The following is a 19,932-nucleotide window of genomic DNA, read 5'->3' as shown; positions in this document are numbered from 1 at the left end:
GGTCCATCGGCGACAACTCAAGAGACCCTGACATGCTCTATCCGATCATCAATGACACGACACTTCGCGACGGCGAGCAGACCGCCGGCGTCGCGTTTCGCACCGAGGAAAAATGCGCAATCGCCGCCGCACTGTCGCAAGCCGGCGTGGCCGAACTCGAAATCGGAATTCCTGCCATGGGCGAAGACGAAATGGCGTGCATCGCTGCAATCGTCGACCTGAACCTCGACGCCCGCCTGATGGTTTGGGGGCGACTCACCGACGAGGATCTCACGGCGGCATTGCGCTGCGATGCCGATATCGTTCATCTCTCCGTTCCCGTTTCGGATATTCATTTGCAACACAAGCTGCGGCAGTCGCGCAGTTGGGTACTGGCGCAGATCGCGCGCGTCGTCGACGAGGCGGCGAAAAACCATCCCAGGATTTCCCTCGGCATGGAAGACGCCTCGCGCGCGGATCCCTCATTTCTCATAGAAGTGGCTCAATGCGCGCAGCAGCACGGCGCCCAGCGCGTGCGCTTTGCCGACACTGTCGGTATCCTGGACCCCTTTAAGACCTTCTACGCCATTGCAGCGCTGCGCGTTGCCGTCGATCTGGAGATCGAAATTCATGCGCACGACGACCTCGGACTCGCCACAGCCAACACATTGGCCGCCCTTGGGGCCGGCGCGACCCATGCAAGCACCACCGTTAACGGGCTGGGCGAGCGCGCCGGCAATGCAGCGCTGGAAGAAGTCGTGATGGGCGCACGGCACCTGCTGCGACGAGACACCGGCGTCGACACGAGAGCGCTGCCCGACATTTCGTCGCTGGTCGAACAAGCCTCAGGCCGCGTAGTTTCATTCAACAAGAGCATCATCGGTAGGAACATCTTTACCCACGAGTCAGGCATTCACACTGACGGCCTCGCGGAGCACCCCGCGACCTACGAGGGATTCGATCCGGCAGAGCTCGGCCGGCAACGGTCGACGATACTCGGGAAACATTCTGGATCTCAAAGTGTGCGTGAGGCCTACGACGCTCTAGGCGTGAGGGTGCCGGAGCGGCTCATCCCGCTGCTGCTTGCGCGCATCCGCTCCTTCGCCACGCAGCACAAGCAGGCGCCGAGTGCGGGCGATTTGCGCCGTTTCCTGACCCAAACCCGCAGCACGCGGTTGAAAGTGTCGTGAACGGGGTTATGGCGGCCAGACATCTCGAATAGAAATAACGACATGCAAAAAGTTATCGAACAACTGCGTCGTCTGTCGTCGGCCGAGGATTGCCCGCGATTCTTCGACATCGCACTCGACGAGAAAGTGGTGAACGTGAGCCACCTGCACACCCTCAAGCGCTTCTTTCAGCACGTCGAGCAACAGAAAGAACTGCCGTGTAACAACGCGACGGCCGTGCTCGCCGTCTATCGATGCTTACTGCAGAAGGCCGACAACCACTTCATTGTACCCACGCCCGCGGAGCAGAAAGAGAAGACCAAAAAGCACGAGGTCACGGCCAGTCTCCGCAAAAGTCGCTCGCTGACCGGGCTGGTTGGCGACGTACAAGTTCGGAGAGCATTCCGATGAAAACGGTCACTGTCAATATCGAGGAAAACCTGTTTCACAACCTCTACAGCGTGGACGTCGGGCGACGCACGTACACATCAAAATCCTCGAAGTCTGCACCAACGACTGTTCCCAAAAAACTGCACATTCGTGTGCCCGGTCTCCTGTTATCGGAAGGAGAGCAAGGGCTCGGTCAAGCTGATTACCGGCGGCTGCCTAAAATGCCGTAGTTATCGCATTCTGTGCATGGACCATCACAACCTCGAATGGGCGTATCCGCGCGGCGGGCATGGCATCCAGCTCAAGTTCGGGTAGACAAACACATCCATCGTCACATCGGCTTCCGCGCGCCGCAAAAGCGGCCGGACGCCTCACCATATCGGAGCAAATTGATGGATCTCATTACTGGTATCGAATCGACCGCTCTGTTCGGCGGCAACGTCCCCGCCCCCGTCCTACAGTTGATCGAGAGGACCCGCGGGGGCAGCAATGACGATGTGGCCGGCGCGTTGTGGACTGCGGTCCTGTCGTACCCGCGCTGCCTGCCACCCTACTATCTGCTGTATAAGTTCCATGCGAACCGGGGCGAACTTGGCGAGGCGCAGGAGGTCGCGACCAAGGCTTTGGCGGTCGCCGCCCAGCAAGCGTCGCTCGACAGCGACTGGTGTGCGGTACAGCCGGGCGACACCGACTTCACCATTCCTGGTCCGGGCCGCTTCTGGCTCTTCACACTGAAGGCGCTTGCGTTCATTAGCGTGCGGCGCGGTGAGCGCGCCGTTGCATTGAAGCTGATCGCCAAGCTGCGCAGGCTGGACCCGATCGATTGCGTAGGCTTGGACGTCGTGGAAGTCTTGCTCGCACAGTCCGCGTCCCGATAATCGCCGCCGGAAGGTCAACTGACTGATTGACGCTATCTCCCCGGCACGGCTATGGCAAAACTCCACTGCAGTTCATGGCGATCGTTTCAGTATCGCTTCATTAGTCAAAGCTGACGCTCGCCGCACACTTCGCCGGGTGGGCACGCTGGGCTACCTGGACCAGCCAGATCTTCATTCTGGCCCGAAGCAAACCGCGAAATCGCCACAGTTTGAAGCCTTGCAGATAATCAACGCCTCGCGCTCGCACACCTGATTGTAGAGGAGTTTTCTCGACTTCATGCCGTGGACGTTTTTTCAGCGAGCCGTGGAAACCGATTGGCGACAGCCGGTCGATGCAGCCCGATCCTGCAGTGCTTTGTAAACTCATCGGGGTCATCGGAAGTGGTAGCAATTCGAAGCCCACGGCGGGAGCTTCCCGTGCAATACGCTCCACGATCGTTCGGAAAAATACGACTGCCATGAAATCGGAAAGGATGATCCTGAAGCGGCGATCCGATTTGGCCGGGTCGAAGACGTCCCGGGAAATAACGGAGAGCTGGATGTGCACCAGAGCCTCGCGGATCGGGGCGGCGAGCCCTTCCGCACGCGGTGTTGGGACAAGTTCCCGGCCCCTCATCGTAAATAGTTCATCGCAGAAATAGGCGCGCAGCCGGGCGACGGCCACGCTCATCGCCGGCTGGCTCAGGTTGATGCTGCGTGCCGCCGCGGTGAGGTTACGCTCGGTCATCAGAGCATCGAGCGCGACGAGGAGATTTAGATCGAGGCCCTTGAAACGCATGATCCCAGCTTATCCATAGCGTGGATGTGTTCCATCAAAACAATCGATTTTACGAATTGTACAGCATGGAGCATAGTGTTCCTGGCACACCCGATTGAATTTCGCCAACCTGCTGGCGCCTTCGCGGTGCCGGCGGTAGCGGATGAAGTGTGTCGTAGAACTGAGCGAAGCCGAGGAAATGACGTTGCAGGAGTTGTCGATCAATCACATGCATCGGGAGTCTTCGCGGACCCGTCGCATGCTCGCCAATGATTTGGGATTTCCTTGAGGCTCCAACACTTCAGCTTTTTGGTCGCGCCATCGTTCAGTACCAGGAAACGCGACCACTGAACCAAACGGTACAGAATGCTCATGAACTGCGGCGCCATTTGCAGATGGAACCTACGCGAGATTTTCTGGGCGTGGCGACGTCTGACAGGCGTTAGCAGCGGCGAGCGATAACCCACCTTACTTAGATGATAAGGGTTTGAGTCTTGTCAATAGGGCCTTCCTACTACGATGAAGGAGAGAGACATGCTGTGCTTAGGAGTGAGCGGCGGGCTAGACAAAGTTCATGAAAATCCACTCGAACTGCCGAACACATTTCTGCACGATGGCGCTGCGGTGCTTATCCGGGACGGACGCGTAATAGCGGCCGTCGAAGAGGAGCGCCTCAACCGGATCAAGCACTCTAACAAGTTCCCGAGCAGTTCGATTCAATACTGCCTTGCATCCGCAGGGATTCAGCTAAGCGACATCGACCACATAGCGTTCTACGCTACGGAGGCCTATTGCAACGTCATGCTCGAACGCCTGTTCCTGTCCCAGCCGAACATCTCCATTCCGGTGGATGCCAAGCTGTTTCTGCTTAAGTTACTCATGCAGGAATTCGGTACCGAGGTCGATCCTTCGCGAGTCTCATTCGTGAGTCACCATCTCGCGCATGCCGTGAGCGCGTTTGCGATGTCTGGATTTGAGCAAAGTCTGATCCTCGCGGTCGATGGCGGTGGTGATTTCCTCTCGGGGATTTTGGCGCTCGGTTCTGGAACAGAAGTTACGCAACTCGCGACTTTCGCAGAGCATAATTCTTTGGGGCTGTTTTATCTCGAAACAATCCGGTATCTCGGTTACGGCTTGTTCGACGAATACAAGGTCATGGGGCTTGCACCTTATGGGGATCCCGCTCCCTATCGCGGGCTCTTCGAGCAGTTCTATCAACTCTCCGCCAACGGTGAGTACCGCGTCTACCTGGACCGCATCGGTCCGACGTTGCTCCGCAGCATCGAGGTCCGCCGAAAGGGAATGCCATTCACACAGCAGCATCGGGATGTGGGTGCTTCATTGCAGGAAGCGCTGGAGCGGATCGTGTTTCACATTCTCCGCCATTATCGCGAGGTCACCGGTATGAAGCGACTGTGTATAGCCGGAGGAGTAGCTCATAACTGCACCATGAACGGTAAGCTGCTGTATTCCGGACTTTTCGAAGACATCTTTGTGCAGCCCGCAGCGCATGACGCCGGTTGCGCTTTAGGCGCCGCCCTCATGATTTCAAACGACTTCGGTCGGCCCGCGCCGCGTGAGCGATTGCGGGAGGTCTATTGGGGGCCCGACCTTGGGAGCGATCTGGTCGTGGAGCAAGAATTGAAGGCGTGGGCCGGACACCTCGACGTTGAACGCAGTGATGACGTGGCAGGCAGAGCGGCGGACTGGATGGCCAATGGCGCCGTGATCGGGTGGGTGCAGGGTCGGTCGGAGTTCGGGCCACGCGCGCTTGGCAACCGCAGCATTCTTGCCGATCCCAGGCCGGCCGCAAACAAGGACCGAATCAACGCCATGGTCAAGAAGCGCGAGGGTTATCGACCGTTCGCGCCATCCGTGCTCGAGGACGATGCACACGAATTTTTTGACCTTCCAGAGGGCACCCGCGAATTCCCTTTTATGAATTTTGTAGTTCGCGTTCGCGACTCCAAGCGTGCCTTGCTCGGCGCCGTCACGCACATTGACGGTACAGCGCGGCTGCAAACAGTATCGCGCAAGACCAATCCCGCCTACTGGGAGGTTATCAATGCGTTCAAGAGGCGCACAGGAATCCCAATCCTGCTCAATACTTCCTTTAATAACAACGCTGAGCCGATCGTAGATTCGGTTGCAGACGCGATTGCCACATTTCTGACGACAGAGCTGGATGGACTCGTGGTCGGGCCGTTCCTCGTCAAAAAGCGGCCCACAAGTCAGGAACATTGGACTGCGCTTGCGGTTTCACTGCCGCCCTATGCATCGCTCTATCGAGTCCGCGCTCACACCGCGCTGGATCGTCAGGAGACGGTATGCGAAATTCGCACCGGCGGCTCCAACTGTGACAGTGTGCGGATTTCACACGAGTTGTTCGATCTGCTGATGAGGATCGAAGGTGAAGCCGTGCTCGGCCATCTTCTCGATACGATTACGCCTGAGCAGACTCGACGTGTAGCCCTCGTTAAGGAGCTGCGCGGATTGTGGGAACAGCGTCGGGTTCGGCTACATCCATCACGGCGTTGTAACGGTAACGACGCCCTTCCAATGAGTGACTGAAGGTCTGAAGCGAGGTAACGGCACTAGCGAGCTATTCTTCTAGAACGTTAAACGATAGCGTTTGGCCGCCGTGCAGTTCTTGTACCAACACACCGGTTTCCAACGGAGCACCAATCCCGGCCGATGGTCCGGACACTTGCAGCGGCGCACCATAAAGGTAGGCGGAATTGACACATCAAACGAACTTCGAATTGCTGCGCAGGGAAATGGACGCAGACGATCCATGGCGGCTCGACAGCAATCCCTTTGAGCACGAGCGCCACAGGCAAATGCTTCGGATGGCACTTTCGCAGGGACCCGTCACAAATGCGCTCGAAGTCGGATGCGCAGGCGGAGCCTTCACGGAAAAATTGGCACCACACTGCCAACGGCTCACCGTAATCGATATCGTGCCACGCGCAATTGCAAGGACGCGAGAACGGATGATGAGTCCACCACACATCAATTGGATCGTCGCCGATGTCCAGAATTTTTCGACTGAGCAACAGTTCGATCTGGTCGTAGTGGCGGAGGTTCTCTATTACCTCGACGGTAGCGCCGAGGTGCGCGCCGCTGTTCGCAATTTAGCACGGATGCTTGCGCCCGGTGGACAGCTGGTTTTCGGATCGGCACGTGACGCCAATTGCCGGCGATGGGGCCACATTGCCGGAGCCGAGACGGTCATAGCCATCCTGGAAGAAGAGTTGGTTGAAATCGATCGTTTGAGGTGCGTCGGTCAGTCGTTGAATGAAGACTGTCTGCTCGCCTGCTTTCGGAGCGCGACTTCGCCTTCGTGTGGACCAACTTACCAGCGTTAGGCCGGGAGATATTATGCGCATCTGTGGGATCAAACTGACGCACGACGGAGCGATCGCCCTTGTCGAGGATGGAAAACTGGTTTTTTGCGTGGAGCAGGAAAAGCGAGACAACAATCCGCGGTATCAGGCGATCGACGACCTCGACGCGATCGCGACCGCATTGGCCGAGCATGGTTTCCGTGCCCACGATATCGACCAGTTTGTCATCGACGGCTGGGACGGGGCAGTCGAGTCGCAATTTCGCGTCGTCAGTGGGTCGATTCCCGTCAGCCTGAAAGGGGCCCCTTATGCCGAACGCCGAGCCGATGATCTTCTCGCTTCGCTCGACGGCTCCGGACTGCTTGTCGGCGGCCAGTCCTTTCCTTATAAAAGCTATCCTCACGTGTCTGGCCATGTGGCCTCCGCGTACTGCACCAGTCCCTTTGCCCAAAGCGGGCAACCTGCATTCTGTTTGGTGTGGGACGGTGGCATCGTCCCACGCCTTTATCATGTAGAACGCCACCACGCCCGCCATGTTGACTGCCTGTTCCCCGTGATAGGTCACATCTACGCTGCGGCGGGTCATCACTTTGGTCCTTATAAGAAGCCGGGCGGCGCCGGGTGGGATTTGGGTGTGGCCGGCAAGCTGATGGCTTACATCGCGCTGGGCTCCGTTGACGAAGATATCGTTGAGATATTTCGCGGGCTTTATCAGGCACGCTTTGCTGGCGACACGGAGTGTGCGCAAGCTTATCGCGAGAACATCCACAGCGCGGACGCGTCACTAGCGGCTGTAGGAGAGTTCTTCGAAGCAAGTGCGCTGCGACTAGAAGCCAAGCCGCCCGAAGACGTACTCGCCTCGTTCCATGTTTTCCTCGAGCGTCTTCTCGTTCATGAAACGGGTATCGCGCTGCAGCGCCATTCGACTGCGGGGCCGAAAAATTTGTGCATCGCTGGCGGATGCGGGCTCAATATCAAATGGAACAGCGCCCTGCGCGCGAGCGGTTTGTTCGACGCAATCTGGGTGCCGCCGTTTCCCAACGATAGCGGGTCGGCAATTGGCGCCGCTTGTTGCGCGCTGGCAGATGAGAAGGGCTTCGTGCCACTGGAGTGGTCGGTATATAGCGGACCGGCCTTAAAAAGTTGCCAAGTACCGCCCGGATGGACGGCGTCTAATTGCTCCATTGCAGAACTCGCCGGCATACTCGCCAGTAGCAAGCCCGTCGTTTTCCTTGCCGGCCGGGCCGAGCTCGGACCACGAGCATTGGGGGGCCGAAGCATTCTGGCCGCCGCGACTTTGCCCACAATGAAGGATCATCTCAACGACATCAAGTTTCGAGAGCACTTCCGTCCCGTGGCGCCAATTTGCCTTGAGGATCGTGCGCCGGACCTTTTTAACCCGGGCAGCCCTGATTCCTATATGTTGTTCGATCATCAGACGCGCGCGGAATGGCGAGAGAAAATCCCTGCCGTCGTGCATCTTGACGGATCAGCCCGATTGCAGACTATTTCAAGAACTTCCGAGCATCCGGTGGCGCAACTTCTGATCGAGTACGAAAAGCTGACGGGTATTCCGTTGCTCTGCAACACGAGCGCCAACTATCACGGACGAGGTTTCTTCCCGGACGCTGCTTCAGCCTGTTCGTGGGGACGCGTCGAACGTGTGTGGTGCGATGGTTTGTTACTGATCAGGACTGGTCTGTCGCCGTCAGTCGACGAAACACCTTTCGCTACGTCGCCGTTCAAAGATTGCTGACGTTGCTGCCCAGTGGTCAGTACGACGCGGTCAATCGTCCCGGCCGCTCGCTCTATCGCTACGGTCCGAAGACGATCAGCAGGCCGCCCCTGGCTCGATTTTCGCAAGCACTTATCCCGGGCGGAGGTTGCTCATCGACCCACGAAACCTCGATGCCATCTTCTGGAATTTTCAACGTAGTTGTCGCCTCAACGTTTAGGGTTCGGACGGCCATTTGCTCCTGCTTATCGCGCTGGGGAGTGCCTGGCAGGTTGTTGGTTCGATCCGGGTTCAGAAGCACAGCACTTACGTGCTGCCAGTTGCGCGTGCGACCTTTTCATCGCAGCGGATTGCGTTGCCTGGCAGTCTTGAAGAGCGCCATGCGCCGATCCAGAATGTCTGGATCAAGGTTGGCATGACGCTGCGGCGGCGTCACGAACTGGATCGCGCTGTGACGATGTTCGTCGATGTACTCGCACACCAGTGCGCCCACCAGCTGCGCGCGGCGAACGGGTATCGAACGCCTTGCGGGTAAGCGGGCCGGTACTTTAGGGGCTTGAACAGCGACTCGGAACAGGGGTTGTCGTTGCGCACGCCCGGGCGACTCAACGACGGCATGACACCCAGCGTCTGGAGTGTGGCGAGCATCGCGGCGCCTTTCATCGGGCCGCCGTTATCCGAATGCAGAATCACCCGGTCAGGCTGTATCGCTTCACGCGGGCAGAGGTCCCTGAGAACCACGCTGGCCAGCGCGCTGCTTTCCTCCGCACAGATCTGTCAACCCACGATCTTGCGACTGAATACATCCATAAACAGGTACAGATAAAAGTACTGCCCACGGATCGTCGTCGGCAAATACGTAATCGCAGGAATGCAACTGCTTCGGCGCGTCGGCGCGAACCGAACCGGGTTTGCTGCGTGTGTGCGACGGCCGTTCGCTGCGCCGGAGGGCGAGTTGTTTCTCGGCCTTCGGTATCCGGTAGAACGTCGATTCGGAGGCGATAGCGTTGCTGGTCTGCCAGTCGCGGCGCGATCTGGCCTGGCGGCAGATGAACCAATTCGGCCGAGTTCGCGACCACCAGCAACTCGGCGCGTTCGTCGGCAGAAAGCTTGTGGGACATGGCTCGTGGTGCCGTAAGGAGCGCCCGTCCACCGCGTCAGGTTTGCCGCGTCGCCAGCGCTGAACTGTCCGGGCACGACCAATCCGCAGAATGTTGCACGCGTCTGCCTGGCGAGCCCCGGCTAGGGTCGCCTCGCTGATCAATGCCGTGCGCTCTTCAGGAGTCGTCATTCGGCCTCGCGCTCGAACAGCGCACGGTACTTTATTTGCAACACCAGTAGCGCTGCGGCTTCAGCCAGCGCCATCTCCTTACGGTTCAGCTCACGCTGAAGCTGACATTGGCCTGCGTGAGACCCCGTACTTCCGGGGCGCTTTCGCGCCGGCTACCGGCGGCGCTGACAGTGCGAAAGATCCGCTCGCCACTGCGCGAGATGATGCGCAAACAGCCCGCGCTCACGACACCAGCCCTTCAACGCTTCGTCGACCAACCCGTGGTTCTCCTGCAAGGCCATCAGCCGTTACTCCAGCGACCAGTCATCCAGACGCTTTGCATGCCCCGAACCCGAGCTCCGGTTCGCGTTGGCCGCACCTCCCATCCGTTTCGTCAATGTCAAAACGTTCACGTTCAATTCGTCCGCTACAGTTCCAACCGTTCCGTTGCCCCGCTGGAGGACTTTCGAGAGCGCCTGCTTCCTGAACTCGACAAAATACCTCTGTTTCGCCTTCAACTTTTCTTGATAAAGAAATACAGAGGCGACAACTATGACGCCGCGGGATTGTTGCGCACTGGCCCGACAAACAGTAGCCCTCAAGGACCACCTGAGTGATCACTTAACAACAAGAATTGACCTAGATTAAGGCTACACAGGGAGACAGCGAATAGTATGAAGGAATACGACGGGCGGATATCGACGTCCGTCACGCTAGTTCACACACAACATTACCGTTGCGAACGCTGCAGTGCCTGCGCCAACGGGAGACCAGTTTGCAGATATCGGACGACAGGAAGCTCTATACATGAATGCTACTTCAAAGCCCGTGGAAAGGGTCTCAGTACACGCGAGCGATCGACCGTCAAAGTCGAGACCAGTCATTGAGTCCGCGGAGAGCCCAATAGCGGAATGGGACGGGAAGAGGCGCCCTTCTCTTGCCTAGATCGTGCCGCCCGCCCACCAACAAACCGGACTATCAATATCATGAGCATGCCAAATTACGACCTGCCGAAAGACATAGCAAACCATTTGGTTGATCCGCAGTTCTATACCGACCTCAATCGCCTCCATGAAACCTATAGTTGGGCGCGTGCAAACAACCCTGTCGGGCGCGCATTGGCCGATGGACATGATCCGTTCTGGGTGGTCACGAAACACGCCGACGTTTCCATGATTTCAAGAGAAAACGCCTTGTTTCACAACGGCGACTATTCTGTCGTCTGCAGGCCAAGAGCGTCGATTGAGCATGTAATTTCCACCACTGGTAGTCCAAACATCGTCCGATCACTCGTGCACGTCGACGGCGACGAGCACAGGAGTCTACGTGCGCTGACACAGTCGTGGTTCATGCCTAACAGCATTCTGGAGCTTGACGACCGCATTCGATCGCTGGCAAATATAACGATCGCGAAGCTGTTGCATCACAGCGGGCAAGTGATCGATGTTGCGAATGACTTTGCATTGCATTTCCCACTGAGCGTGATCATGGATATTCTCGGCGTTCCGCAGGAAGATTCCCTGCACATGCTGACGCTGACTCAGGAGATGTTCGGAAGCGAGGATCCCGAATACAAGCGCGAAGTGCAGCGCCAAGGCGATGCGAGCAGTGCGATGGGCAAGGCTTTGCTGTCCATTGTGGCCGACTTCAAGGATTATTTCGACCGCCTGACCGAAGACCGCCGAAAGAATCCACGTAACGATATCGCAAGCTTGCTGGCCAACGCGGTGATCAACGGACAGCCTATCGATGAAGCGACCCGTCTTGGCTATTATGTGATCATCGCCTCAGCAGGACACGATACGGTTTCGTCGTCCATATCGGTAGCAATGTGGGCGTTGAGCCGTTTCCCTAAGCTACTGCCGCGACTACAGGCGGATCGTTCGCTGATTCCGCAGTTTATCGACGAAACCCTTCGCTACGCATCGCCGGTGCGTCATTTCATGCGTACAGCGACTGCCGACACCAACGTTCGGGGCCGGACAATCCGAAAGGGCGACTGGCTGATGCTCTGCTATGGCTCGGCAAATCGTGACGAGGAAGTCTTCCCTGAGCCGTTCGCATTCGATATCGACCGCAAACCGAACAGGCATCTCGCTTTCGGCGTCGGCGCCCACGTGTGCCCGGGTCAGCATCTCGCGAACATGGAAATGCGCATCCTGTTTGAGGAACTGGTCCCGAGGTTGCGGCTTATTGAGCCGGCGGGAGAAATCGAATTCGTTGCGTCCAGCTTCGTGAGCGGCCCGAAGCATCTTCCAGTTCGTTGCGTGCTGCATCCGCATTGACCCACCGGAGTCTGTAGTTGGAGTGAACCCTTGAGGCTCCGCCTTCACTGCGGAAGTTACCAGGCGCCTACGTACGGGTCCCGGCATGAAGCCGCATTTGAGCTCAGGCTTGACGACGAACCGAGCGTCCTCTTTCCGCACCTCTGCATGCGGCGAGGGTTTTGGCGGCTTCCCGAGTGCGACCGTACACTGCGCTGCCTCCGGCTGGCTGACGTACTGCTGGCCGAAATCGCCATGCTGTGCGGCCGCAGCTTTTCAACGATGTCAGACTATCGGCGGACAACACGATATCGTGTGCGAGCTGCCACACGCTACCGATCGGTGGCGTAGATGGAAACAAGGTTTCGTCCGGCGTGGGAGGCCAGTTGGGTGCAGTCAACGCACCGACAGTGTTCAGCTCGGCACCCAACCGCAAGCACTTGTGGGACAGTCGCGCCGCCATGCTGCAGGAACAGGCCGGCGGCCCACCGCTGAATCCGGTCGAAATGGCGTCCACGTCATGGAATGCGATCTCATCGATAAGCTGAAACAGGACTCATCGCTGACGCAACAGTTCTTGCGGATGTACCTGGACGGTTGGTCGGGCGAGAACATCGCAGACGCGGTCGCCGAATACGACTCCGGACAATGTTCGACAGCTCGAAGGAGTGTTGCTCAGGCTGCTGATGACAGAAAAAGTTGTGTTACCGGCATCGTCCGGCTAGGACGCTGATCGATTTATCGTCTGACACCGTGTTGGTGACGACGACGTGAATCTGCACCACTGACTCGCGCGCGAGAAGCAACGACTTATCGCGGAGGCGCTCGAGCGCTGCGGCCAACATGGCGCGTTGGCAGCCGCACTTCTCGGTATCAGTCGGGCATCGCTCTATCGCGACCTTCAGGCTGCGATGCGGTCGCGGGTATAGGCGGTCCATTTCGCTCAACCGGCACTCAGGCGCTCCCGGAGCCTGCCAGGCGAGCACCGCAGGACGCTTTGTCAGAGGCTAGCGCCGGTTTTGGGCACGGACGTGCATCGCGAAGTCGAATGGGCCGCTCAAAACCACACCGCCCGCATTCCACGCTGAACTTTGTCGGGCTGCCTCACGCCCGTCTGGCAGCGCGAGACCTGGCGAGCTTATTGACGACTGCGGCAAGTCGCTCGGCAGCCGTCTTCATTTGCTCGCGACTATAGCCCCCGAAACCGAGAACAAGGCCCGGGCAGCCAGTTCCCGGCGCGAACGTCGTCGATACGGGGCGCACAGAGACGCCCGCCTTGGCGGCCAGATCAACGACTAGTCGATCATCGATGCTCTGGGCCAGCCACAGGACGAGGTGCATGCCTTGATCGCCCGGCTCTATCCATGCAACGTCCCGTGGAAGCATCGCGGTGAGCGCCTCAATGAGGAGCGCGCGGTGATCGGCGTAGACATTGCGCACCCGGCGGATATGGCGTTCGAGATGCCCGTCAGCCATAGACGCGGCCAGGACGTGCTGGTCGGCGTTCGGCGGATGACGGTCCATCAATATGCGGGCACCGCAGAAGGCGTCGACGAGATCGTCGGGAGCAATGACATAACCCAATCGCAACGATGGAAACAGGACCTTGCTGAACGTACCGAGATAAATCACTCGCTCCGGATCGAGCCCCTGGAGCGAGGGAAACGGGTAACCTTCGTACCGGAGTTCGCTGTCGTAATCGTCTTCGACGACCCATCCATTGTTGCCTCGCGCCCAGGCCAGCAACGCGTTGCGTCGGCTCATGCTCATCGGCATGCCCAACGGATACTGACGTGACGGCGTGACGAATGCACCACGCGCGTGAGGCGCCATTCGGATCCCCGCCTGAACATCGATGCCCTCCGAATCGACCGGTACGCGAACCATCGAATCGCGATGACCAGTGCTCTCCAGAACGGCCGTCAAGCCACGATAGGCCGGATTTTCCACCCAGACGTGATCGTCCGGGCCCAGCAAGACCTGACTGGAAAGAAAAAGTCCCTGCTGCGTTCCGCTCGTCACGATGACCTGCCTCGGTTCGCAGTGTACGGACCTAGATTTGCGCACGTAGGCGGCGATCGCTTCGCGCAGCGGCAGTGCACCAAGCGGATCGGTGTAACCCGCTGGTGCACCAGCACCTTTTGCGCGCAAGCGTTGCCAAGCCGGCGCCAGATATCGGCCGGCGCGGTAAGACCGACAGGGACGGAGATGGCGAACGGTACCGGCGAAAGCGGCCTGTACGGCCCTCTCGATGTGTCGTACCTGGATGCACCCGCACCGTTCAACAACACACGCGGGCACGGCGGATCGGAGGCGTGTTGCTCCACTTTGGAAATGCGGCCTTCGCACTTGCGACCGCCGTGCCGACATCGGCAACCTCGCCCAACAACAACTGACGCGGACGCTCGCCCGTCGCAGGATTGAAGATGGGCTGGGTTCGCTGCCCCGAACCACGGACTACTTCACCGGGAATGAAATGGGCCACATCGGTCGTATCATTAAACGCTTGCATGTCGACTCCTCTAGTTTTGATTTCGGTGAAGCAGCGTATGAAAAACCATCGATCCCGCAAAGGCGCTAAGATTGAAATGACTGTTTTGAATAGCGAACAATACACTCATGGATATCGAAAAGGTCGAGGGCCTCTGGATGCATTTGCACTGGCTGACTGTGCTTGCGGAACAAGGAAGCTATACTGCCGCCGCGGCTCGCCTCGGGTTAGCAAGGCGGCGATGAGCCAGCGCATCGCGGAGCTGGAACGGGTCGCGGGCGTTTCACTGGTACAGCGAACTACGCGTAGCGTGCGCTTCACCGAAGCCGGACAGCGGCTCGTTGAAAACATACGGGGAGAGTACGAACACATCGCGACCAGCTTCGCGACGGTCCGGGAAATGGCCGGCGTGGCACGCGGATCGATCCGGGGGACAGCGCCTGTGGCATTTGCCCGACAGCAACTAGTGCCGAAAGTGTCGGACTTTCTGCGGGCGAATCCTCAAGTCCGCCTGCAACTCGAAGTGTCCGACCGACTCAGTTCGATTGCCATTGAAGAATTCGATCTCGCAATCAGGCATAGCGCACAGGTACCGGAAACACATGTCGCCTGGAAACTGTGCGAGACACGCTCTGTGATCGTTGCAACGCGTGCTTACGTCAAGCGGCGAGGCCTTCCAGAATCCCCCGCGGACCTGGCGTCTCACAGTTGCCTGTTTTACCCCCGTGCGCTAGGTGCAGGAATCTGGTCATTTGATCGCAAGACGGCACGCAAATCAGATGCCGGACCAGTCACGGTCACGGTAAACGGGCAGTTTTCAGCCAACAACAGCGAGGCTTTGCGAGACGCCGCGCTTGATGATATGGGCATCGCACTTCTCCCTGACTTTACCGCCGAGACGGCCATTCGAGCAGGCAAACTAGTCGTCCTTTTGCCAGATTGGCGCCCCGTTGGGGCCTTCGCCGAACAGCTCTATGTCGTACGACCCTACGCGACTGACGTGCCGCGTGCCGTCGCACTGTTCGTCAAGTATCTTCGCGAAACGTTTGCTGGGGGCTTTTCAGTCCAATAGCGGCGCCAACGACAACGGCAACGGCGTTCATTAATTCTCTGGAGGAGGCTAAAATTTGGCGGAGGACGGCCGCCTGCACAACTTTTTCGGAACGCGCGTCGACTGACCCGCCCACAACAGCATAGGCGAAGGTTCGGCCATCGACAGACCAGCGCCGACAATACGTCAGCGCTTCGCGAAGCGTCTATGTCTGCACTTCTCCGCCATCTTTGACAACGCTGTGTCCGGTGATATGCCCGGCATCATCACCGGCGAGATTCACGACGGCTCACGCGACCTCGCGGTTGTTGCCCGCTCGTCGAAGAGGAAACATCTCGACCCCGCCTGCGAGGCCCATTGTGCTGCTGTATACGGGCGGGTTGCGGCGCGGCGAACTGCTGACGAGCGCCTGCCCCAACCCCGCGCCCAAACAGCGCCCAGAGGGAAACTCCACATAACCGCGCGAAGCTCGACCGACTCATGCAGCGGCATCACCGCATCACGCTCAAGGGAGAGTCGCTTCGAAAGGTCGCTCCGAATACGATGACGGAGCCTCTCTCATCTGCTCAACTCGCCTTCCTGGGCGACTCCCCTGAATGGGGCCTAATTCCTGCGAGCAGACTTGGCTCTACGATTCGCCGTACGCAGGACGGTCGATTCCTTGTTCGTTCGGCGTTTTCGTATGAACGCGAACTCAAGGACGACTCGATTGAGCGCCTTTTGAGTGACAACTTCGCACGTCGATACCCCCAGCTTGCGTCTCACAAGTTTCAATACGTATGGGGTGGTGTCACCGCCCTCACCCGTAACGGCGCATCTTACTTTGGGGAACTACGTCCAGGCCTGTTCGTATCGGTTGGTTGCAACGGAGCCGGCGCGCTGAAAGGTACCGTCTTCGGCAAGCTTTTGGGTGAACTTGTTGTCGGCAAACAATCGCAAGACCTTCATGACGTCCTTGCAATGGAAAAACCGACGTGGCTTCCTCCGGAGCCGTTCCGCAAGATAGCTGTGGTCTCGAGCATCATGTATCAGAAGGCACTGGCATTGACGGAGTGCTGATGCGCTCCCGAACCAAGGCATCACTCGTCTGTGACCTGTTGACGCCGAGGAAACTGTGTTATCGCGGCTTTTTGCGGACACACTCGCTTTCCAATACCTCGACGAATAAGCCCCTGGAGCGACCATCGAAATTTATCCGGCAAACAGCTTCGCTATAATCGGGCTAACCTCCACACCACCCTGCTTCAGTAGATGTCCGCCAAACGAAAACCGTCTTGGACCGGCCGGTCGCGCCGGCCGCTGACAAAGGCGCTGCTATTACCGATGGATCGTGCGTCCGCTAACGAACAGTCCATGCGGCTGCATCTGGCGCTGGTCGCATGTCGTGAGTGCTGCGCCAATAGTCACCTGATCAACGAACTGATGCGCGCCGTCTATCTTGCTTATTTTTTGCAACGCGCGGGCTACGGAAGGCATCCCGCCGCGCACTTCAAGATCGCCGAGTGTGCTGTGGAGATGACGCTGGCGCACGCGCATGAGACCGGCGAGTGGCGCCTGACGCCAGACGTCGTCGGTGACTTCGAACAACTGATAGCTCTGTATGACGCGCAACTTGCCCGCGCACCACTGCATGCGGTACATCACGCTGAAGAGCAACTCAGGGAGTTTCTCGCCGGAACGGAACGCTCGCCTATCGTAGTGAAGGAATAACTCTCGCGCCGCTGCACTAAGTTGCAGGCGTATGAGTTCAACCTGCGACATTCCAAATGTTTGAGCGGTGATCTCCGGCAGCGCGAAGCCACGCTCACGACGTTCAGACGCCCGCGAGGCGGAGCGTTAACGTCGTTGAACACTCGTCGCGGAAAGCTCCGACTATGACCAAAGCGATTGACGGTCTTTCAGGTCTCGACGAAAAGTGTAAGCGTCAACTGCTCGCTTCGCTCGTCGGTCGGGCGACGCATACGCATATTCCGGCGCGCGACGGACTGATCGTTAAGCTTCAGTCTGCACTGCCTGTCAGTATTGGTCGCGCTGAATTGGCCAGCGTGCTGAGAATACTCCGAGGCCCACAAAAGCAGTTGAGCGACGCTGCTCCGTGGATACTTCGCGACATGCTCGTGGCGTTGATTGAGTCAGGCCCTGGATGTCGAAATAATCGCGTCGGCTTGGATTACGGGTCTCGTCGACACATGGGATGAAACAGAAAAAAGCAAAGTGTTTTTTCCCGGACCGATAGCAATCGGTGCATTCACATATGAACTCTCACGCTTGCTTGGGGCAGCCACATCGGCTATGCAAAAACGTCTTCCCAACGAGTTGGAAAAGCAACTGAAAAGCTTCTTCTCTTGGGCGAGGTTCGACTCGACACGCCAGCCGATGTCGCCGACTCCATGCCCCAACCTCCTCCAGCGCTTTTGGAATGCCTTCCCCCGTCTGCGCATGACGTTCGACACTGGCCGAACGCCGTTTCTGATGCAGGCGATGAGGCGGGGATAAATCGATAGACCGTCTTCGCTGGCGAACACCCGGAGCAGGCGCCTCACTTTGCGGACCTCGCCGACCGTGTGCATTTGCGCAGCCGACTACCATGTGCCGTCCTTCTCGATCACACCGCGGAAGGGAGTGAGCGGCATGCAAGGGCATCGACGACTTGCGGACGGTGTACGCGCGCGCGGCGCAGCAGCTAACGACCTTGCAGGACAACGGTAGGTAGATCCCAAACCTGACACAGACATATGAGCAGGCGTCTTGGCAAGGCTGGTTCTCGGCCATAGCCGACGTTGGCATGTCGGCCACTGTGAGGCAACTCATGCGCGTTTTGCCGCCGTTCGCGCCATCGTAGCCTCGAATGTCAGGTAGCGCCATGAGTGAACAAGTCTTTGCGACCTGGAAGAGACCGTCGTGGAAAGCCGAAGCGGACACTCGCGCCTTCAACTGACATCTGATCTACTTATGTCACAATTGCCGCCGACGCTAGAGCTAAACGCGATGGGCTGGGCCGCCGCCAAGGCATAGCATGCCGGTGGAACCATGCTCAAACACGACGTTCAAGCGGTCTTGGATTCTTACTATGCAGAGGCGCTTACCGCGGCCGAGCCCGGCTTTATTCCATATTTTCGCGAGCTGTCGGCGCCGTTTCTCCTTAGCGTATCCCAGGCTTACCTCGACACGCACATCCGCGTAATGTTCATCGGGAAAGAAACCAACGGTTGGTGTGACAAGCTGGGGGCCTTTTACGAACGTCCGGATGGGATTGACATCGCGAAAACTCGCTACGAGGATCAACACGCCCGTGGCACCGGCAATAGTGAGTTCTTGAGGCAGTGGAAGCGGTTCGCTGATGCGTTCGCTGGAGGCGATCGAGCGGCCGTCTGCTGGAACAATCTAATGAAGATGGACTGGCATCGCCCGAGGCGCGGCTACTCGCGGACCTCGATCGGGCATTCCGCTCATTTGTTTAACTTCTCGGTGGCGGCCGTCCAGTTTGAAATTGAACTGCTTAAGCCAGACCTAATCATCTTCGGTTGTGGCCACAAGTACGATCGCGCCTTGAAAGCTGTGCTTCCGAAGCGTCGGGCTGTGAAGGTTGAGCCAAAGGCTCTTTGGCACTTCCGGTCGAATGGCATCGAGTGTTTCAGGACTTTCCATCCAGATGCGTGGGATCGTCACGCCCCAAGACCAATCAAAGAGTACTACCAGGAGATTATCGACACCGCTTCGAAGGTGTTTGCTGAGCGACTACCGATGCAGAATGCTTCGGTATAGGCTGCCTTTGTCTCAACGTGACCCTTGGAAATCGATGCTCTTCTGCACGGTCGTCCGGAGTACTGGCGGTGTGTTGACGAGCCGGAAGGCAGGAGCGGACCCACATGTGGCCTTCTCCTGCTTACGCGTCTTCTAGTCGCTTGAACAACTCTTTGTGCTGAGAGTAAATGGCGGCGAGTCGTGACCTATAGTCATCTTCCGCATATACCTTCGTTCCGGCTGCAGGCTTGCGGGCCCCACGCCACTGTGCTTGTCGTCTCTGAACAAGCTTTATCCGTACACTCTGCTTCATGACTCGTGCGAGGTAGTGGTGGATCCGTTCGAACTCATTTTCGCACCGGACATGGTCACAAATTCCGGCGCGACGTCGCCGCCCTGGATTGAAGTGTCGCTGGCTGTCGTGCTGGGGGATGGATTCTCGTCATCGCGTCTTTCGCTTCCCTGAGATCCAGGAAAGACGGAGCCATTCCCGTCAGAGTCTCGGAGTAACGCGCATGAAGTATTTCGTCCATACCAGCCGGAATCTGCGACTCGGTGATGTCAGTGAGCCACTGCTCATTCGGGGCTGCCGTCAGGAAGTCGCCGTTGATGGTGTCTTTACGCGCGGGGCTGATCTCGCCCAGATAGGAGCCGTAGCGACGTCGCATCGTAGTGGCAACGGCCGGACGCTTCTGCTTCATCAGACACCGCACGAATTTCTCGGGGACGAAGACTGGTCAACGCGGCGCCTACGCAACGGGGAGTCCGCACCTCTGGGCTGGGAGGTGCAAACTCTGGGCATTGCAATCATCGACGTCGAGAGACGACAAACCCTAATCGTCAGGTTTCGCCAGGAC

15 protein-coding genes and 6 pseudogenes are annotated in these 19,932 nt (G+C 58.2%); 17 read left to right on the top strand and 4 right to left on the bottom strand.

Annotated features, from left to right (window positions below; translation table 11 throughout):
* Positions 1-32: 32 nt before the first annotated feature.
* The 4 genes and pseudogenes from nifV (at position 33) to C0Z16_RS03675 (ending at position 2,416) form a co-directional block, all read left to right on the top strand.
* The gene (nifV, locus tag C0Z16_RS03690) at positions 33-1,169 is read left to right on the top strand and encodes a homocitrate synthase (RefSeq protein WP_102630847.1); all 1,137 of its coding nucleotides are present in this window, start codon (positions 33-35) and stop codon (positions 1,167-1,169) included.
* A gap of 42 nt (positions 1,170-1,211) precedes the next feature.
* The gene (locus C0Z16_RS03685) at positions 1,212-1,559 is read left to right on the top strand and encodes a nitrogenase-stabilizing/protective protein NifW (RefSeq protein ID WP_102630846.1); all 348 of its coding nucleotides are present in this window, start codon (positions 1,212-1,214) and stop codon (positions 1,557-1,559) included.
* Positions 1,556-1,853: pseudogene (locus C0Z16_RS03680) on the top strand (ferredoxin family protein). The gene C0Z16_RS03685 and the pseudogene C0Z16_RS03680 overlap by 4 nt, the downstream one beginning before the upstream one ends.
* A 77-nt stretch (positions 1,854-1,930) precedes the next feature.
* A complete protein-coding gene (locus tag C0Z16_RS03675; RefSeq protein WP_102630845.1) occupies positions 1,931-2,416 on the top strand; it encodes a hypothetical protein in 486 nt (161 codons plus the stop codon).
* A gap of 379 nt (positions 2,417-2,795) precedes the next feature.
* Here the strand turns inward: C0Z16_RS03675 and C0Z16_RS03665 are convergent.
* Positions 2,796-3,194: pseudogene (locus tag C0Z16_RS03665) on the bottom strand (LysR family transcriptional regulator); the annotation flags it as partial.
* Positions 3,195-3,707: 513 nt separating this feature from the next.
* Between C0Z16_RS03665 and C0Z16_RS03655 the strand changes: the two are divergent.
* The 8 genes from C0Z16_RS03655 (at position 3,708) to C0Z16_RS39530 (ending at position 12,718) form a co-directional block, all read left to right on the top strand.
* A complete protein-coding gene (locus tag C0Z16_RS03655; RefSeq protein ID WP_102630844.1) occupies positions 3,708-5,744 on the top strand; it encodes a carbamoyltransferase family protein in 2,037 nt (678 codons plus the stop codon).
* A gap of 167 nt (positions 5,745-5,911) precedes the next feature.
* A complete protein-coding gene (gene nodS / locus C0Z16_RS03650; RefSeq protein ID WP_102630843.1) occupies positions 5,912-6,541 on the top strand; it encodes a nodulation methyltransferase NodS in 630 nt (209 codons plus the stop codon).
* A gap of 13 nt (positions 6,542-6,554) precedes the next feature.
* Positions 6,555-8,276 (top strand): nodulation protein NodU, encoded by a 1,722-nt coding sequence (nodU, locus tag C0Z16_RS03645; RefSeq protein ID WP_102630842.1) that lies wholly within the window; start codon positions 6,555-6,557, stop codon positions 8,274-8,276.
* Positions 8,277-8,490: 214 nt separating this feature from the next.
* On the top strand, positions 8,491-8,790 hold the full coding sequence (locus tag C0Z16_RS37310) for a hypothetical protein (protein WP_146014272.1): 300 nt from the start codon (positions 8,491-8,493) through the stop codon (positions 8,788-8,790).
* Between the two features lie 1,721 nt (positions 8,791-10,511).
* Positions 10,512-11,810: a cytochrome P450 gene (locus C0Z16_RS03635; RefSeq protein ID WP_102630841.1), complete on the top strand. Its 1,299-nt coding sequence runs from the start codon at positions 10,512-10,514 to the stop codon at positions 11,808-11,810.
* 239 nt (positions 11,811-12,049) lie between these two features.
* Entirely contained in the window at positions 12,050-12,337 is a 288-nt protein-coding gene (locus C0Z16_RS03630; RefSeq protein WP_279635047.1) for a cytochrome-c peroxidase, read from the top strand.
* Positions 12,310-12,522 carry a hypothetical protein gene (locus C0Z16_RS39300; protein ID WP_279635049.1) on the top strand — a complete coding sequence of 71 codons (213 nt, stop codon included), beginning with the start codon at positions 12,310-12,312 and terminating at the stop codon, positions 12,520-12,522. The genes C0Z16_RS03630 and C0Z16_RS39300 overlap by 28 nt, the downstream gene beginning before the upstream one ends.
* 79 nt (positions 12,523-12,601) lie before the next feature.
* Positions 12,602-12,718, top strand: coding sequence for a helix-turn-helix domain-containing protein (locus C0Z16_RS39530; RefSeq protein WP_102631002.1), 117 nt, complete (start codon positions 12,602-12,604; stop codon positions 12,716-12,718).
* Positions 12,719-12,893: 175 nt separating this feature from the next.
* On the opposite strand, the pseudogene pdxR reads toward C0Z16_RS39530, so the two are convergent.
* A pseudogene (gene pdxR, locus C0Z16_RS03620) lies at positions 12,894-14,029 on the bottom strand (MocR-like pyridoxine biosynthesis transcription factor PdxR); the annotation flags it as partial.
* A gap of 50 nt (positions 14,030-14,079) precedes the next feature.
* A pseudogene (locus C0Z16_RS03615) lies at positions 14,080-14,301 on the bottom strand (aldehyde dehydrogenase family protein); the annotation flags it as partial.
* A 107-nt stretch (positions 14,302-14,408) separates the two neighbouring features.
* Here C0Z16_RS03615 and C0Z16_RS03610 point away from each other — a divergent pair.
* The 5 genes and pseudogenes from C0Z16_RS03610 (at position 14,409) to C0Z16_RS03590 (ending at position 19,096) form a co-directional block, all read left to right on the top strand.
* Positions 14,409-15,352, top strand: a pseudogene (locus C0Z16_RS03610) (LysR family transcriptional regulator).
* Positions 15,353-15,811: 459 nt separating this feature from the next.
* A complete protein-coding gene (locus tag C0Z16_RS03605) occupies positions 15,812-16,390 on the top strand; it encodes an FAD-dependent oxidoreductase (RefSeq protein WP_102630840.1) in 579 nt (192 codons plus the stop codon).
* Between the two features lie 192 nt (positions 16,391-16,582).
* Entirely contained in the window at positions 16,583-17,041 is a 459-nt protein-coding gene (locus C0Z16_RS03600) for a hypothetical protein (RefSeq protein WP_244201146.1), read from the top strand.
* A 164-nt stretch (positions 17,042-17,205) separates the two neighbouring features.
* Positions 17,206-17,529: a hypothetical protein gene (locus tag C0Z16_RS37305; RefSeq protein ID WP_146014270.1), complete on the top strand. Its 324-nt coding sequence runs from the start codon at positions 17,206-17,208 to the stop codon at positions 17,527-17,529.
* A gap of 832 nt (positions 17,530-18,361) precedes the next feature.
* Positions 18,362-19,096, top strand: a complete 735-nt coding sequence (locus C0Z16_RS03590) for a uracil-DNA glycosylase family protein (protein ID WP_102630837.1) — start codon at positions 18,362-18,364, stop codon at positions 19,094-19,096.
* 512 nt (positions 19,097-19,608) lie between these two features.
* On the opposite strand, the pseudogene C0Z16_RS38560 reads toward C0Z16_RS03590, so the two are convergent.
* Positions 19,609-19,809, bottom strand: a pseudogene (locus tag C0Z16_RS38560) (IS3 family transposase); the annotation flags it as partial.
* Positions 19,810-19,932 lie beyond the last annotated feature (123 nt).

Source organism: Paraburkholderia rhynchosiae (assembly GCF_002879865.1).
Lineage (GTDB): Bacteria > Pseudomonadota > Gammaproteobacteria > Burkholderiales > Burkholderiaceae > Paraburkholderia > Paraburkholderia rhynchosiae.
The sequence above is the reverse complement of the archived record's forward strand: the minus strand, read 5'-3'. Positions and strand labels throughout refer to the sequence as shown.